This window comes from Mesorhizobium sp. B2-8-9, from assembly GCF_006439475.1.
In the GTDB taxonomy this organism is placed as follows: domain Bacteria; phylum Pseudomonadota; class Alphaproteobacteria; order Rhizobiales; family Rhizobiaceae; genus Mesorhizobium.
In genome coordinates this window covers 107,270-124,000 of the sequence record NZ_VFTQ01000003.1, presented here as the reverse complement: position 1 = coordinate 124,000, position 16,731 = coordinate 107,270, and the positions used below count along the sequence as shown (strand labels likewise).

Here is a 16,731-nt window from a genome sequence, read left to right as displayed (position 1 = left end):
GCCATAAACCATTATCCCCTTGCCCGGCAACGCTATGTCCGGCCAATCGCACATTTTTGTGGCAGGCCGACGCTATGGCCAAAGCCGCGCATTTTGGCGGCCCTGTGATGCAGCCATGCAACACAAGCCTGACCACAAAGCCAGAAAACGGTTAAGAATCAGATCACCCAGGGCGCGTAGACCGGCCCGCTGACGGCGATCATCTCGGCGACGCGGCCACGCTCGCGACGTCTCGTCTCGACGATCTCGAAGGCCGTCCGGTCGGAAAGCAGCCGGCGCAATGCCGAGGCATTCATCCGGTGGCCGCCGCGATAGGAGCGGAAGCAGCCGATGAAGCGCGCGCCGGCCAGCGCCAGATCGCCCATCGCATCGAGCGTCTTGTGGCGGGCGAATTCGTTGGGATAGCGCAGCCCGCCGACATTGATGACGCGGTTGTCGTCGCCGATGACAAGCGAGTTTTCGAGCGACGAGCCGAGCGCGTAGCCGGCGGCCCAAAGTCTCTCGACGTCCTTCATGAAGCCGAATGTGCGAGCGCGCGCGATGTCGCGGCGGAAGATGTCGGGATTGATGTCGGAGGCGAATTGCTGGCGGCCGATTGCCGGGCTCTCGAAATCGATCTCGACCTCGAACCGCGTGCCGTCATAGGGGCGGAACTCCGCCCAGGACGCGCCGGCTTCCACGCGCACCGGCTTGACGACACGGATGTAGCGACGCCTCACCGCCAGCGTCTCGATGCCGGCCTGGTCGATGGCCTCGACGAAGGCCATGGCGCTGCCGTCGAGAATGGGGACTTCCGAACCGTCGATCTCGATGATCAAATTGTCTATGCCGAGACCGAACACTGTGGCCATCAGATGCTCGACGGTGCCGATATGATCGCCGGCCGGATCGCCAAGCATGGTGCAGAGATCGGTGGCGCCGACTTCCGCGACCAGGGCGCGGAGCTCCCGGGCTTCGCCGCCATTCGAAAGGTGAAAGACGATGCCCGTATCGGCATCGGCCGGCAGGAAATGAACGGTCACGGTTTTGCCGCTATGGACGCCGATCCCAGCCAGCGTCACGCGCGATTTCACTGTCGTCTGATAGTCGTGCAAGAGTAACCCCATACGCCCTGAATGCCTGCGTCCGCTCCATCGGCCTTGGGTATCTTGCAGTCAGACTGATGGTCTGACGCTCGCGCAAAGGCGGCAAAATAAGCAAGAGCACGCGGCTCTGTATAATCGGCAGGCAGGGCTACTCCCCGAATCCCGGCAAACCGACTTTAGTCCGTGGCGAAGATAATGGCCCGCCCTGGAGACTCCAAATCACGGTTTCTTACCCCGTGTAACCACGGAAACGCATCAGAAACAGCTCGTAAAGCCTTGTTTTAAATGTCTTTTGCAAAAGCAACAGGCAGACGATTTCTCGTCTGCCTGTTAACAACTGTTATATACCGTTAACGATTGGCGGTCCGCCGTATCGATCAGTTGGCCTGGCGGCGCAGGAAGGCCGGGATTTCCAGCTGGTCGTCTTCCTGGACCGTGCGGGCCTGCGGCGTCAGCCGGCCCTGGTCGTCGAGCTGGCCGCGGCGCGGCGCATAGAGCGCAGGATCCTGGCTGGCGAGACGGCGCATCTCGGGCGCGGCCTGACGCAGCTTCGGCTCGCGCGGCTGCGCCGGCTGGAGCCGGGCCGGCTCTTCCTCGCGGCGGGTAAGGCCGTTGGTCAGCCGCTTGATCAGCCCCATCGGACCGCTGTTCTCATGGTCCGCCGGCCGGCTCTTGGCTTCGACTTCGGCCCTTACCACCGGCGGAAAGTCTTCCACGCGCGGCATGCGCTGCGGCGCCGCGGCCACCGGCTGCGGCATCTCGCGCTGCGGCGCGGGCTGCTGCATGACCTGCTGCGGCACCACCGGCTGCGGCTGCGGCTGCGCAGGCGGGGCTTGGAAGATCTTGCTCTGCGGCCGGAAGTCGTCCATCGGCACGGCGCGCGGCTGCGCCATGGCGGCGGCATTTGCCTCGGCAAGCTGGATCGCCTCCGCGACCGGATCGGCCGCGCGCGGCTCATAGGCCTGCGGCTGAACCGGAGCGGGGCGGATTTCGGCCACCGGAGCCGCCGCCGGGCGGGCGGCCGGCTTCTGCGGCGCGCGGATCGAGATCGGCGCAGCCGCGATTTCGGCCGCCGACTTGTCGATGCCGGTGGCGACGACCGATACGCGGATCACGCCTTCCAGCTCTTCGTCGAAGGTGGCGCCCAGGATGATGTTGGCGTCCTGGTCGACTTCCTCGCGGATGCGGGTCGCGGCCTCGTCCACCTCGAACAGGGTGAGATCGCGGCCGCCGGTGATCGAGATCAGCAGGCCCTTGGCGCCCTTCATCGAGGTCTCGTCGAGCAGCGGGTTGGCGATGGCGGCTTCAGCGGCGGCCATCGCGCGGCCCTCGCCCGAAGCTTCGCCCGTGCCCATCATCGCCTTGCCCATCTCGCGCATCACCGAGCGGACGTCGGCGAAGTCGAGATTGATCAGGCCTTCCTTGACCATCAGGTCGGTGATGCAGGCGACGCCCGAGTAGAGCACCTGGTCGGCCATTGCGAAGGCATCGGCGAAGGTGGTCTTGTCATTGGCCAGCCGGAACAGGTTCTGGTTGGGGATGACGATGAGCGTATCGACGCATTTCTGCAGTTCCTCGATGCCCATGTCGGCCGTCTTCATGCGGCGCTGGCCCTCGAAATGGAACGGCTTGGTGACGACGCCGACGGTGAGGATGCCCTTCTCGCGCGCCGCGCGGGCAACGACCGGAGCGGCGCCCGTGCCTGTGCCGCCGCCCATGCCGGCGGTGACGAAGCACATATGGGTGTTGGAGAGATGATCGATGATCTCGTCGATGCACTCTTCCGCCGCCGCGCGGCCGACTTCCGGCTGCGAGCCGGCGCCGAGGCCTTCGGTGACATGCGCACCGAGCTGGATCAGCCGCTCGGCCTTGGACATCGTCAGCGCCTGCGCGTCGGTGTTGGCCACCACGAACTCGACGCCGCGCAGGCCGGCTGTGATCATGTTGTTCACGGCATTGCCGCCGCCGCCGCCGACACCGAACACGGTGATGCGTGGCTTGAGCTCGGTGATGTCCGGCTTCTGCAGATTGATGGTCATTGTCTCCGTCCTTTGCCTTTCCCGCCGCCTCGCCGCTGCGGCCGCCTGTGGGGCTGTCCCCGTCAAATTAAAAACTGTCTCTCAACCACTGACTCATGCGATGCAGTTTTCCGCCCGTTCCGGTCATCCTGAAACCGGAAAGTCCTTTCGCCGAATGGCTCTCGAAGCTCGCCATCTGCGGATAGATCATCAGTCCGACCGGGGTCGAGAACGCCGGTCCCTTGGCCGCCTCCGGCAGGCCTGCGACGCCGAGCGGCCGGCCGATGCGCACATTGCGCCCGAGAATGCGGCGCGCCGCTTCCGGCAGGCCGGCGAGCTGGCTTGCGCCGCCGGTGAGCACCACTCGCTTGCCGACGGCATTGCCGTAGCCGGACTTGTTCAGCCGGTCGCGCAGAAGCTCCAGCGTCTCGTCGATACGGGCGCGAATGATGCGCGTCATCACCGAGCGCGGTATCTGCAGCGGCACATCGCCTTCCTCGCCGATCGGCTGGATCGAGACGAGGTCGCGGTCGTCAGCGCTGCCGGGCAGCGCCGAGCCATGCATCACCTTCAGCCGTTCCGCGGCATCGAGGGAGGTCGACAGGCCCTTGGCCATGTCGAGCGTCACATGGTTGCCGCCGATGGCGATCGCATCGCCATGGACGAACTTGCCCTCCGAGAAGACCGAGATGGTCGTCGTCCCGCCGCCCATGTCGATACAGGCTGCGCCCATTTCGAGCTCGTCGTCCACCAGCGAGGCAAGCCCGCTGGCATAGGGCGTCGCTACCATGCGCTCGACCGACAGATGCGAGCGGTTGATGCAAAGCTCCAGATTTCGCATCGGCGCCGCGTCGCCCGTCAGCACATGCATGTCGACGCCAAGCGCATCGCCCATCATGCCGCGCGGGTCGCGCATGCCGCGCTCGCCGTCGAGCGAGAAACCGACGGGCAGCGAATGGATCACCTCGCGCTCCGCCCTGAGCGCCTGTTTGGCGCCGGCGGCGAGCACGCGCTTGATGTCGACTTCCTCGACCTGATGACCGCCGAGATTGATGGTCGCCGAGAAGGCTTCGCTCTTCAGCCGGCCAGCCGTCATGTTGACGATGAGGGAATCGACGGTGAGCCCGGCCATGCGCTCGGCCGCATCGACGGCAAGCCGGATGGCATGCTCGGCGCGATCGAGATCGACCACCACGCCGGACTTCACACCTTGCGATTTCTGGTGGCCGATGCCGATCACCTGGATGCGATGCGAACGTCCGCGCAGCAGCTTGCCGTCCTCGTTCGGCTTCAGCTTCGCCACGACGCAGCAGACCTTGCTGGAGCCGACATCGAGCACCGTGAGCGTGCCCGACCGGCGCGAAGAAGCGTCGCTGCCGCCGCCAAGCCAGCTCATATCTTTCTCTCCACCTTGCGCTTGGCCAGGGACTTCGGCTTGTCGCTGAGCGCTGCTTCGCGCTGTGTCGCCGCTTCCGGCGACAGCTCCACGACGAGCCGGTCGGAAAGCCGCATGTCGACGGCGGCGATGTCGCGGGTCAGCAATCCGTTGTCATGGTCGATCTTGACGAGCTCGGCGATCGCCTGGTCCTCGCCGTCTTCCGGCAGCTTGATCGTGATGCCGTTCTCAAGCCTCAGGTCCCAGCGCCGTTCGCCGACCCGAATGTAGCCTTTGACCCGCGCCGCAAGCTCGGGATAGCGCTCGATCTTGGCGAGGAAGGCCGGCGCCATGGCCGGCGCGCCGGTGCCGATGATCAGCGGCAGCAGCACCTGCTTGCCGCCCGAGAACGGCGCGATCATCTCGCCCGATCGCTCGATGACCGAGACCGAGGTGCCCTGCTGCCAAAGCGCGAAGGGCTGACGCTCCTCGATGCGCACTTCCAGCGTATGCGGGTAGATCTTGCGCACCGCGGCTCCCTCGACCCACGGCAGCGTCGCGATGCGCTCGCGCGCGGCCTCGGCATCGAAGCCGATCAGCGAGGTCCAGCCGTCGAGGCCGAGCCGATCGAGCACATCGATCTCGGAGGTCTGGCGGTTGCCGACCACCTTGATCTGGTCGACGGCAAAGCCGGTGCGCGCCGTGATGCCTTGCACGATGCTGTCGCCGTAGCCGCCAAGATAGGCGCCATAGGCGCTGCTCGATGCGATCAGCGCGGCAGAAAGGATCGCCGCCGAAAAGCGCGGCGCCTCATACTCGCCGCCGCACAAACGCGCCAGCACGCGCATCGGCCGGCGAAGCTGACGCGGCAGCACGAAACGGTCGAATGACAGCGACATGCCGAACAGCGCGAAACCAGCCGCACCGACGCCATTACCCTGTCCCCACCTCAACGCAGACACGAAGCGTCCTCCACCATCCAACTCAACAAATCGCCGAACGAATGTCCCGCTTGCGCGGCGATTTCAGGCACCAGAGACGTCGGCGTCATGCCCGGCTGAGTGTTGACCTCGAGCCAGACAACCTCGCCGTTTTCGGAGTGGCGATCGTCGTAACGGAAGTCCGATCGGGAGACGCCCCGGCAACCAATGGCAAGATGAGCCTTGAGGGCCAGTGTCTGTATTTTTTGGTAAATATTCGGTGAAATTTTAGCAGGGATTTCGTGTTTTGATCCGCCGGGAACGTATTTTGAATCGTAATCGTAGAAGGAATGCCCGGTCGGGATGATCTCGCAGACGCCGAGCGCCACATCGCCCATCACCGCGCAGGTCAATTCGCGGCCATGAATGTAGCGCTCGACCATGACGATCTCGCCATATTGCCATTCCGTGGAGCCGATCACCTGCGGCGGATGCGACTGCCCCTCATGCACGATGACCACGCCGAAGCTCGACCCCTCATTGACCGGCTTGACCACATAAGGCGGCTTCATCGGATGCCTGTTCTGGACGGCGAAGCGGTTGACCACCTTCGACTCCGCGACCGGAATGCCGGACGCCTTGGCGATTTTCTTGGCCTGCTCCTTGTTCATGGCCAAGGCCGAAGCGAGCACACCCGAATGGGTGTAGGGAATTGCGAGATATTCGAGAATTCCCTGGATGGTGCCGTCCTCGCCGAACGGACCGTGCAGCGCGTTGAAAGCGACATCAGGCTTGAGCTCGGCAAGCACAGACCCGACATCGCGCGAAACATCGACCCGGGTGACCTGATAGCCTTCATTCTCGAGCGCATCCGCACACGCCTTCCCCGAGGACAGAGACACGGGCCGCTCCGAGGAGAATCCACCCAGGAGGACAGCCACATGCTTCTTCTTCATCCCGTCATCCCCTCTCACGCCGGGCCTGCAACCGATATTCCCGCACCGCATTTCCAAACATTGAGTCCGAGCCCTCCGGCAGGTTGCCCCCCGGACGGAAAACGCGGCTTAACGCGTCGAACGACTCAAATCAGGAAACGCTTTAGGGCAGAGAATCAGAGAGTTGATTCGCTGGCAAGTACCTATGATTCCGAGAGATTCACTTTCCGCGAAAACAGCCGCAAAAAGTGAATTGTGAGTCTTTGAGGCAACGGTTCTACGGCTGTTTCAGATCACTGGAAGTTCAAGCATCACATGAACTTAAGCCTAAGCTAAAGAAGCTGCCCGAGAAACTCCTGCACCGCATGGCCGGGCCTGAAATTGCCGAGGCGCTTGATCTCCCAGTGCAGCCGGATGCCCGAATTCTCGAGCACCCGCGCCCGCACCGTCTCGCCCAGATATTCGAGGTCGTAGCCGGTGGCCGTGCCGGTGTTGATCATGAAGTTGCAATGCATCGGCGACATCTGCGCGCCGCCGATCATCAGCCCGCGGCAGCCGGCCTTGTCGATCTCCTTCCACGCCGAGGTGCCTTCCGGATTCTGGAAGGTCGAGCCGCCGGTCTTCTCCCTGATCGGCTGCACCGTCTCGCGATGGTTCTGCACGGCATCCATTGCCGCCTTGATCTCCGCCTTGTCTTCCGCAAACCCTTCGAAAATGGCCGAGGTGAAGATCAGTCCTGCAGGCGCGGATGAATGGCGATAGGCATAGCCCATATCGGCATTGCTCAGCGTATGGAGATTGCCCCTGCGATCCAGGGCCCTCACCTCGACGACCCGCTCACGCGTCTCGACGCCGTTGGCGCCGGCATTCATCCTGAGCGCGCCGCCGACAGCGCCAGGAATGCCGTGATAGAAATGGAAGCCGCCAATGCCGGCTTCATACGCCACCGCCGCGAGGCGCTTGTCCGGCGTCGCCGCGCCGGCTTTGATCGTGGTCGGCCCGGTGGTCTCGGCCTCGCCGAAACCCTTGGCCGAGAGCCTAACGACAAAACCCGGAATGCCGCCGTCGCGCACCAGAAGGTTCGAGCCGACGCCGACCACCACGACCGGTATCTCTTCCGGCACCGCGCGCAGGAAGGCCGCGAGGTCCTCCTCGTCGGCCGGCTGGAACAGCGCCTCGGCGAGGCCGCCGGCCCGGAACCAGGTGATCTTGTCCATCTCGGCGTTCGGCGTGATACGGCCGCGCAGGCCGGCAAGCTTGTCGCCGAGTTTATCGATCAGGTCCTGGCCGCGCATCATGAGGGCGTCCCACCAAGTTCCTTGGGCAGCGCATAGGCCCATTGCGTGATGTTGCCGGCGCCGAGGAAGACGACGAAATCGCCGGGCTTGGCAAGCTCGCGAATGGCGGGCGCGATTGCTGCCTGACCATCGATATAGCGTGCGTCGCGGTGGCCGCCGGAGCGGATGCGCGACACCAACGCGTCGGAAGTCACGCCTTCGATGGGTTCCTCGCCGGCCGCGTAGACCGGCGCCACCATGACCGTGTCGGCGTCGTTGAAGCAGACCGAGAATTCCTCGAAGAGATCGTGAAGCCGGGTGAAGCGATGCGGCTGCGCGATGGCGATGACACGCCCCTTGGTCGCGCTGCGCGCGGCCTTCAGCACCGCCGCGATCTCGACCGGGTGGTGGCCGTAATCGTCGAACACCTCGACACCGTTCCACGAGCCGGTACGGGTGAAGCGCCGCTTGACGCCCGCGAAGGACGAAAGGCCCTTCTTGATCGCCTCGGCCGAGAGGCCAAGCTCATGCGCCACCGCGATCGCCGCCGTCGCGTTGGAGACGTTGTGCCGGCCGGGCATCGGCAGGCGCAGGTCATTTATCGACGTCGTGCCCCGCCCCTTGCGATCGCGGATGACGATATCGAATTCGGAAATCGCGCCTTGCATGCGATGATTGGTGAAGCGCACGTCGGCCTGCGCGTTCTCGCCATAGGTGATGACGCGCCGATCCTCGATGCGGCCGACCAGCGCCTGCACTTCCGGATGGTCGGTGCACATCACGCCGAAACCGTAGAACGGCACGTTCTCGACGAACTGGCGGAACGCCTCGCGCACCTTGTCGAAGCTCCCATAGTGGTCGAGATGCTCGGGATCGATGTTGGTGACGACGGCGATGTCGGCCGGCAGTTTCAGGAAGGTGCCGTCGCTCTCGTCGGCTTCGACCACCATCCACTCGCCGTCGCCCATGCGGGCATTGGTGCCGTAGGCGTTGATGATGCCGCCATTGATGACGGTCGGGTCGAGCCCGCCGGCCTCGAGCAGCGTCGCCACCATCGAGGTGGTCGTCGTCTTGCCATGCGTGCCGCCGATGGCGACCGCCTGGCGGAAACGCATCAGTTCGGCCAGCATCTCGGCCCGGCGCACGATCGGCAAAAGCTTCTCGCGCGCGGCCTTGAGCTCAGGGTTGGACTTCTTGATCGCGGTCGAAACAACCACGACTTCGGCATCGCCGACATTCTCGGCCTTGTGGCCGACGAAGCATTCGATGCCCTTGTCGCGCAACCGCTGCACATTGGCGCCGTCGGCCTGGTCGGACCCTTGCACCTTGTAGCCCAGATTGTGCAGCACCTCGGCGATGCCGCTCATGCCGATGCCGCCAATGCCGATGAAATGCACAAGCCCGATCGTCTGCGGCATCTTCATGGGCGCGTCCTCCTGTAGTCCGAAACCGTTTTGCCGGACGCAATAGCCTCTGTCAGATCGGCGAGCAACCGCGCCGCGTTCGGTTTCCCGGCCGAGCGGGCGGCGGCGGCCATGGTCGCCAGCCGGTTCGGGTCCTTGACCAGCCCGCCGACCAGCTCGGCGATGCGCGCCGCCGACAGCGTCGACTGCGGATGGAGCTCGGCTCCCCCGGCGGCGGCAAGGGCTGCCGCATTCGCCGCCTGATCGTGGTCGAGCGCGTGCGGATAAGGCACCAGCAGTGCCGGCCGGCCGATGACGGCGATTTCCGAAACCGTCGAGGCGCCGGAACGCGACATCACCAGATGCGCCGCCCCGATGCGCGCCGCCATGTCAGTAAAGAAGGGCGAAACCTGGGCGTCGACGCCGAGATCGGCATAGGCCGCCTTCACCCGCGCCACATCCTCGGCGCGCGCCTGCTGGGTGATCACCAGCCGCTTGCGCAGGTCTTGCGGCAGCAGCGCGATCGCCGCGGGCACCGCGTCGGAAAAGAATTGCGCGCCCTGGCTGCCGCCAAACACCAGGAAGCGGAACGGCTCGCCCTCGTTGGAGGCCAGATATGGCGCCTTCGCCGCTTCGAGGATCTGCGGCCTGACCGGATTGCCGGTGGTCACGGTCTTTGCGCCGGTGGCGCTCGCCCCTTCCGGCAGGAAGCCGCCGGCTATCGCGTCGACGCGGCGGGCGAGCGCCTTGTTGGCGCGGCCCATGACGGCGTTCTGCTCATGGATCAGCGTCGGCACTTTTCGCCTTGTCGCGGCATAGAGCGGCGGCAGCGTCGGATAGCCGCCGAAGCCGACGACAGCCTCCGGCTTGATCCTGGCGATTACACGGCCGGCCTCCCGCACGCCTTGCCAGATCTGCCAGAAGGCCGAGAGCATGGCGACCGGGTTCTTCGAACCCAGCGTTGCCGAGGGGATGGTGTGAATGTCGGCTGCCGGGAAATGGCGGGAATAGCGCTCGGCGCGATTGTCGGTGGCAAGATGCACCTTCCAGCCGCGCTCGATCAGCTCATGCGCCAGCGCCTCGGCCGGAAACAGATGTCCGCCCGTTCCGCCGGCCGCAAGCAGGATGACACCCTTCGCCATCCTGCCTCATTCCGCCGGCATTGCGCGCTGCGAAAGGACGAAGCCCATCTGCTTGCGCTTTTCCGGACGCTTGCGCGTCAAGGCGAGAACCATGCCCATCGAGACGGCGATGGCGATCTGCGAGGAGCCGCCATAGGAGATGAAGGGCAGCGTCATGCCCTTGGCCGGCATCAGCTGCAGGTTCACGCACATGTTGATGGCCGATTGCAGGCCGAAGACGGTGACGAGGCCGCCCACCCCATAGCGGGTGAAATCGTCCTGCTCCTTGAGCGCGATGCTCAGGCCGCGCAGCACGATGAAGGCGAAGATCGACATGATGAAGAAGCACATTATGAGGCCGAACTCCTCGCCGGCGACCGAGAAGACGAAGTCGGCGTGGCTGTCGGGGATGACCCGCTTCACCGTGCCCTCGCCCGGGCCGACGCCGAACCAGCCGCCATTGATCAGCGCCTCGCGGCCCATATCGACCTGGAAGGTGTCGCCTTCGCCGGTCATGAACTTGTCGATGCGCGCGGCGACGTGCGGAAACACCGTATAGGCCGCGAACACGCCGCCGACCCCGGCAGCCCCCAGCGCGACGATCCAGAACCAGGGCAGGCCGGCCATGAAGAACATCACGCCCCAGGTGCCCAGCACCAGCATGGTCTGGCCGAGATCGGGCTGAGCCACCAGAAGCGAGATGACCAGCGCCAGCAAAAGCATGGCGAACAGATTGCCGGGAATGTCTGGCTGGCGCCTGTGCTCCGCAAACAGCCAGGCGCAGATGATGACGAACGCCGGTTTCAGGAACTCGGACGGCTGGATGGAAAGACCGGCGAGCGATACCCAGCGCCGCGCCCCCTTCACCTCGACGCCGATGTAGAGCACCGCCACCATCAGCACCAGCATGATGCAGATCATCACCAGCGACATCCGCCTTATCTGCCGCGCCTCCAGGAAAGAGACTGCCAGCATCACGATAAGCGCCGGGATGGTGAAGATGATCTGGCGCGTGGCGAAGTGGAAGCTGTCGAGGCCGATACGCTCGGCCACCGCCGGGCTTGCGGCGAAGGACAGCACGATGCCCAGTCCCATCAGCGACAGGAATGCCGCCAGGAACCAGCGATCGATCGTCCACCACCAGGTGGCGACAGGACTTTTGTCGAGACGGCTTTGCATCAACGTGGCCCTCCGATGGATTTCACCCCATCAATAGCAGTCGCAGCTTGCCTGAAGGCTTCGCCGCGAACTTCGAAATTCTTGAACTGGTCGAAACTGGCGCAAGCCGGCGAAAGCAGCACCACGGCCTCGCCGCCGGTGTCCTTTGCCGCGTCATTGGCGGCATGCTCGACCGCCGCCGCCAGCGTTCCGGATATTTCGTAGGGTACTGCCTCGCCGAGCGTCGCCGAGAACGCTGGCGCCGCCTCGCCGATCAGATAGGCCTTGGCGATGCGCGGGAAGAAGCCGCGCAGCGGCTCGATGCCGCCTTCCTTGGGCAGGCCGCCGGCGATCCAATAGACGCGGTTGAAGCTCGACAGCGCGGGTGCGGCCGCATCGGCATTGGTCGCCTTGGAATCGTTGACGAACAGCACATGGTCCTTGCGGCCGACCTGCTCCATGCGATGCGCCAGCCCCGGGAAGCTCTCGAGGCCGGCCTGGATCTCGCCGAGATCGAGCCCGATCCTCAGGCACGCGGCGACGGCGGCCAGCGCGTTCTGCGCGTTGTGCTGGCCGCGCAGCGACCCGACGCCTTCGAGGAAGGCGACGCGGCTGTAGCGGCCGTGCACAGCTTCCATCAGATTGGTGCCGTCGGCGAAATAGCCGTCGGTCAAAGGCAGGCGCTTGGAAATGCGGATGACCTGCCGGCCGGCGCGCTCCAGTCGGTCGGCGATCTGGGCGCACCAGGAATCGTCGACGCCGACGATCGCGGTGTCGCTGCCGGCGACCAGCCTCTCCTTGATCGAGGCGTAATGCGCCATCGTGCCGTGCCGGTCGAGATGGTCTGGCGTAAGGTTGAGCAGGATGCCGGCGGTCGGATTGATGGAGGGCGCGAGATCGATCTGGTAGGACGAGCACTCGACCACATAGTGCCGCGTCGGCTCGGGCGGATCGAGCGTCATGACGGCACGACCGATATTGCCGCCCATCTGCGTGTCGCGGCCCGCCGACTTCACGATATGCGCCGTCAGCGCCGTCGTCGTCGACTTGCCGTTGGTGCCGGTAATCGCGATGAAGGGTGCTGCCGGCGCGTGGCTGTTGCGTTCGCGGCAGAACAGCTCGATATCGCCGATCACCTCGACGCCGGCGCCGCGCGCCAGCTCCACCGTCCAATGCGGCTTCGGATGCGTCAGCGGCACCCCCGGCGACAGCACGAAGGCGGCGAAACGCGGCCAGTCGGTCACGCGCAGATCTCCGGTCGTAATCCCCGCGGCCGCTGCCTTGGCGACGCTGTCCGGATTGTCGTCCCAGGCCAGCACCTCGGCGCCGCCGGCGATCAGCGCATGCGCGGTGGCGATCCCCGAGCCGCCAAGCCCGAAGAGCGAAATGCGTTTGCCTGAAAAGGAAGCAGCGGGGATCAAGCAGCGAGTCCTATCTGAGCTTAAGGGTGGACAGGCCGACCAGCGCCAGGATGACGGCAATGATCCAGAAGCGTATCACCACCTGGCTTTCGGTCCAGCCGAGCTTTTCGAAATGGTGATGGATCGGCGCCATCAGGAAGACGCGCTTGCCGGTCATCTTGAAATAGCCGACCTGGATGATGACCGACAGGATCTCGACCACGAACAGGCCGCCGACGATCACCAGCACGATCTCATGCTTGGTAGCGACCGCGATGGTGCCGATCAGCCCGCCCATCGCCAGCGAGCCGGTGTCGCCCATGAAGATCGCGGCCGGCGGCGCGTTGAACCAAAGGAAGCCGAGGCCCGCGCCGATCACCGCGCCGAGCACGACGGCGAGCTCACCGGTGCCGGGAACGAAATGGATCTGCAGATATTCGGCGAACACCGCGTTGCCCGAAAGATAGGCGATGACGCCGAAGGACGCCGCCGCGATCATGATCGGCACGATCGCCAGGCCGTCGAGGCCGTCGGTCAGGTTCACCGCATTGCCGGCGCCAACAATGACGAAGCAGGAGAACGGCACGAAGAACCAGCCGAGGTTGATCAGGAATTCCTTGGCGAAGGGAAAGGTCAGCGACGACGAGAACGGCGCCTGGCCGTTATGCATAATCACCCAGGCCGCGATGGCGGCGATGACGAACTCGATCGCCAGGCGGGCCTTACCGGAGAAACCCAGATGCGACTGCTTGGTGACCTTGAGATAGTCGTCGTAGAAGCCGATCGAGCCGAAGCCGACGGTGACCAGCAACACGACCCAGACATAGATGCTGGACAGGTTTGCCCATAAGAGCGACGAACCGATGATGCCGGACAGGATCATCAGCCCGCCCATGGTCGGCGTTCCGGCCTTCTTGAAATGCGTCTGCGGGCCGTCGGCGCGGATCGGCTGGCCCTTGCCCTGCCGCAGGCGCAGCGAATTGATGATCGTCGGCCCAAAGATGAAGACGATAAGCGCCGACGTGATCAGCGCGCCGCCTGTACGAAAAGTGATGTAGCGGAAGACGTTGAAGAACGAGATCTTGTCCGCGAAATCGACGAGCAGTGTGAACATGGTCCTTCCGTCCCCCGGAGCCCGACCTAGGCCGGCTTAATGTTTGTGGCTTCCGCCGGAAATTTGCCGAGCAATGCCTCGACCAGCTTTGAAAACCCGATGCCCTTCGACGACTTGACCATCACCACGTCGCCGGGCCTGAGCGCGGCGATCACGATCGGCTTCAGTTCTTCCGCTCCCGATCGATACTCGGTTGCAATGTCTGACGGCAGGGCCTCGGCCAGCGCCTGCATTTCCGGGCCGCCGAGAAAGACGTTGCGCGTGCCCGTGCCGACGATCAGCTTGGCAAGCGCTGCGTGGAGATCTGCCGAATGGCTGCCGAGCTCCAGCATGTCGCCGAGCACGGCGATGCGCCGGCCCTCGCCCGCGACCGGCGTGGCGTTGAGCAGCGCCATTGCCGCCGCCATCGACGCCGGATTGGCGTTGTAGCTCTCGTCGATCAGCGTGATCGGCCCGTTGGGATGATGCAGGATATGGCGCCGGCCCCGCCCGCGCTCGGCCGAAAGATCTGCCAGTGCCGCCGCGACCTTGTCGAGGTCGGCGCCGACCAGCTGCGAGCCGCCCAGCACCGCCAGCACGTTCTGCACGATATGGCGGCCGGGCGCCCCTACACGAGCCGTCAGGTCCCTCTTGCCGATCTTGACGGCGATGTCGGAATGGTCGGCATGAAGCTCGCAGCCGACAAGGCGGAACGCCGAGCGGACATTTTCGCCGAAGCCGAAGACATGCTCGACACCCGCCTCTTTCGCCATTTTGCCGAGCAGCTTCCAGCGTGGATCGTCACGGTTGAGCAGCGCGGCGCCACCCGGCTCGATTCCCTCGAAAATCTCGGCCTTGGCCATGGCGATCTCGTCCAGATTCTTGAAGAAGCCGAGATGAGCGGCGGCGATTATGGTCACGATGGCGACATGCGGCCTGACCATCTTTACCAGCGGCCGGATCTCGCCTGGATGGTTCATGCCGATCTCGAAGACGGCATAGTCGCAGTCCTGCGGCATGCGCGCCAGCGTCAGCGGCACGCCCCAATGGTTGTTGAACGACTGCGCCGAAGCATGCACCTTGCCGACCGCCGACAGCACATGGCGCAGCGCTTCCTTGGTGGTCGTCTTGCCGGCCGAGCCGGTGACCGCGATGATCCTGGCCTTCGAGCGAGCCCGCGCCGCCACGCCGAGCTTCTCGAGGGCCGCGAGCACGTCCTGCACGACGATCATCGGCGCCGTTAGCCGGCCGAGCGACGGCAGCTTGCCCTCGGCGACGACCAGCACCGCCGCTCCGGCCTTGACCGCCGCGGTCGCGAAATCATGGCCGTCCATCGCTTCGCCCTTGATGGCGAAGAAGGCGTTTCCCGGTTCCAGACTGCGGCTGTCGATCGAAATGCCGGTGATGCCCTCCGGCAGCAAGCCGATCGGCCTGCCGCCCATGGCTTCGACCAGCGCTTCCGACGTCCACAGCAGGTTCATGCGGCACGCTCCTTGAGCGCCTCACGCACTTCCTCATGGTCGGAGAAGTGAAAGGTTTCGGTGCCGACGGTCTGGCCTTCCTCATGTCCCTTGCCGGCGACGATGAGCGTGTCGCCGGCGCGAAGCATCGCCACCGCCTCGTGGATCGCCTTGCGGCGGTCGCCGATCTCGATGGCGCCGGGCGCGGCAGCAAGGATCGCGGCGCGGATGGTCTCGGGCACTTCCGTACGCGGGTTGTCGTCGGTGACGATGACGACATCGGCGAGCCGGGTCGCGATCTCGCCCATGATCGGCCTTTTTCCCCGGTCGCGGTCGCCGCCGCAGCCGAACACCACGACGACGCGCCCCGTGGTGAAAGGCCGGACCGAGGTCAGCACATTCTCCAGCGCATCGGGCTTGTGGGCGTAGTCGACATAAACGGGAGCGCCGGCCGCGGTGGCGCCGACGAGGTCGAGCCGGCCCGGCGCACCCTTCAATTTCTCCAATGCCGCCAAGGCCTTGCCCGCGGGTGTTCCAGTCGTGATAGCAAGCCCAGCCGAGACCAGCGCGTTGGCGATCTGGAAATCGCCGGCCAAAGGCAGGTCGACCTCGTGCAGCACGCCGTCGGCCACGATTTCGGCGCGCTGGCGATGCCGCTCATGCTCGACCCGCTTCAGCGTCAGGAAATCGCCATGGCGGCCGACGGTCAGCACTTCCAGCCCCGCCGCTTTCGCGGCTTCGATGGTCGGCTCCGACCACGGATCGTCGGCAAAGACGATGGCGGGCGCGCCCTTCGGCAGCAGCGTGTCGAACAGGCGCAGCTTGGCGCGGTGATAATCCTCCACCGTCGGATGGTAATCCATGTGGTCGCGGCCGAGATTGGTGAAAGCGCCGGCCGCCAGCTTCACCCCGTCGAGGCGGCGCTGGTCGAGGCCGTGGCTCGAAGCTTCCATCGAGGCGTGGGTGACGCCCGCATCCGCCAGCTCCTTGAGCAATCGGTGCAACGCCACCGGGTCGGGCGTCGTCAGCGAGCCATATTCGTTGCGGCCGGGCGCTACGACGCCGGTTGTGCCGATCGAGGCGGCGGCAAAACCCGCCTGCTCCCAGATCTGCCGGGTGAAGGCGGCGACGGATGTCTTGCCGGCGGTGCCGGTGACGGCGACCATGGTCTGCGGCTGGCGTCCGAAGAAGCGCGCTGCGCTGAGCGCCAGCGCCAGGCGCGGATCATCGACGGCAAGGACCGGGATCGACAGGCTGGAGACGCTCGCGCCCTTGCCGGTGACGATCGCAGCCGCGCCGCGGGCCGCGGCATCGGCGGCATAGGTCGAGCCATCGGCCTTGCTGCCGGCAAGCGCGAAGAAGACGACGCCGGTCTTGACCGCGCGGGAATCGGAGGAAAGTCCGGTCACCTCCAGATCGGGGGAAGCTGTTCCCTCGACAGGCAGGATGCCGGCTAGATCTTTTAGCTGCATTGAGTCCCGTTCAC

General features: G+C 65.1%; 13 protein-coding genes. All 13 read right to left on the bottom strand.

Annotated elements, in window-relative coordinates:
- Positions 1-158: 158 nt before the first annotated feature.
- Complete coding sequence (lpxC, locus tag FJ423_RS04935; RefSeq protein WP_140839717.1) at positions 159-1,106, bottom strand: UDP-3-O-acyl-N-acetylglucosamine deacetylase; 948 nt, start codon at positions 1,104-1,106, stop codon at positions 159-161.
- Between the two features lie 356 nt (positions 1,107-1,462).
- Positions 1,463-3,124, bottom strand: coding sequence for a cell division protein FtsZ (gene ftsZ / locus FJ423_RS04930; protein WP_095769000.1), 1,662 nt, complete (start codon positions 3,122-3,124; stop codon positions 1,463-1,465).
- Between the two features lie 67 nt (positions 3,125-3,191).
- Entirely contained in the window at positions 3,192-4,499 is a 1,308-nt protein-coding gene (ftsA, locus tag FJ423_RS04925) for a cell division protein FtsA (RefSeq protein WP_095768999.1), read from the bottom strand.
- Entirely contained in the window at positions 4,496-5,440 is a 945-nt protein-coding gene (locus FJ423_RS04920; protein WP_140839715.1) for a cell division protein FtsQ/DivIB, read from the bottom strand. Before FJ423_RS04920 ends, ftsA begins: the two co-directional genes overlap by 4 nt.
- A complete protein-coding gene (locus FJ423_RS04915) occupies positions 5,428-6,354 on the bottom strand; it encodes a D-alanine--D-alanine ligase (protein ID WP_140839713.1) in 927 nt (308 codons plus the stop codon). The genes FJ423_RS04920 and FJ423_RS04915 overlap by 13 nt, the downstream gene beginning before the upstream one ends.
- A gap of 311 nt (positions 6,355-6,665) precedes the next feature.
- Positions 6,666-7,631 carry a UDP-N-acetylmuramate dehydrogenase gene (gene murB, locus FJ423_RS04910; RefSeq protein ID WP_140839711.1) on the bottom strand — a complete coding sequence of 322 codons (966 nt, stop codon included), beginning with the start codon at positions 7,629-7,631 and terminating at the stop codon, positions 6,666-6,668.
- On the bottom strand, positions 7,628-9,034 hold the full coding sequence (gene murC, locus FJ423_RS04905; RefSeq protein ID WP_140839709.1) for a UDP-N-acetylmuramate--L-alanine ligase: 1,407 nt from the start codon (positions 9,032-9,034) through the stop codon (positions 7,628-7,630). The genes murB and murC overlap by 4 nt, the downstream gene beginning before the upstream one ends.
- On the bottom strand, positions 9,031-10,155 hold the full coding sequence (gene murG, locus FJ423_RS04900) for an undecaprenyldiphospho-muramoylpentapeptide beta-N-acetylglucosaminyltransferase (RefSeq protein WP_140839707.1): 1,125 nt from the start codon (positions 10,153-10,155) through the stop codon (positions 9,031-9,033). Before murG ends, murC begins: the two co-directional genes overlap by 4 nt.
- 6 nt (positions 10,156-10,161) lie before the next feature.
- A complete protein-coding gene (gene ftsW / locus FJ423_RS04895) occupies positions 10,162-11,313 on the bottom strand; it encodes a putative lipid II flippase FtsW (protein WP_140839705.1) in 1,152 nt (383 codons plus the stop codon).
- Entirely contained in the window at positions 11,313-12,713 is a 1,401-nt protein-coding gene (gene murD / locus FJ423_RS04890; RefSeq protein WP_140839703.1) for a UDP-N-acetylmuramoyl-L-alanine--D-glutamate ligase, read from the bottom strand. The genes ftsW and murD overlap by 1 nt, the downstream gene beginning before the upstream one ends.
- 10 nt (positions 12,714-12,723) lie before the next feature.
- Positions 12,724-13,806 carry a phospho-N-acetylmuramoyl-pentapeptide-transferase gene (gene mraY / locus FJ423_RS04885; protein WP_095768991.1) on the bottom strand — a complete coding sequence of 361 codons (1,083 nt, stop codon included), beginning with the start codon at positions 13,804-13,806 and terminating at the stop codon, positions 12,724-12,726.
- A gap of 26 nt (positions 13,807-13,832) precedes the next feature.
- Positions 13,833-15,266 carry a UDP-N-acetylmuramoylalanyl-D-glutamyl-2,6-diaminopimelate--D-alanyl-D-alanine ligase gene (locus FJ423_RS04880; protein ID WP_140839701.1) on the bottom strand — a complete coding sequence of 478 codons (1,434 nt, stop codon included), beginning with the start codon at positions 15,264-15,266 and terminating at the stop codon, positions 13,833-13,835.
- The gene (locus FJ423_RS04875) at positions 15,263-16,717 is read right to left on the bottom strand and encodes a UDP-N-acetylmuramoyl-L-alanyl-D-glutamate--2,6-diaminopimelate ligase (RefSeq protein ID WP_140839699.1); all 1,455 of its coding nucleotides are present in this window, start codon (positions 16,715-16,717) and stop codon (positions 15,263-15,265) included. Before FJ423_RS04875 ends, FJ423_RS04880 begins: the two co-directional genes overlap by 4 nt.
- Positions 16,718-16,731 lie beyond the last annotated feature (14 nt).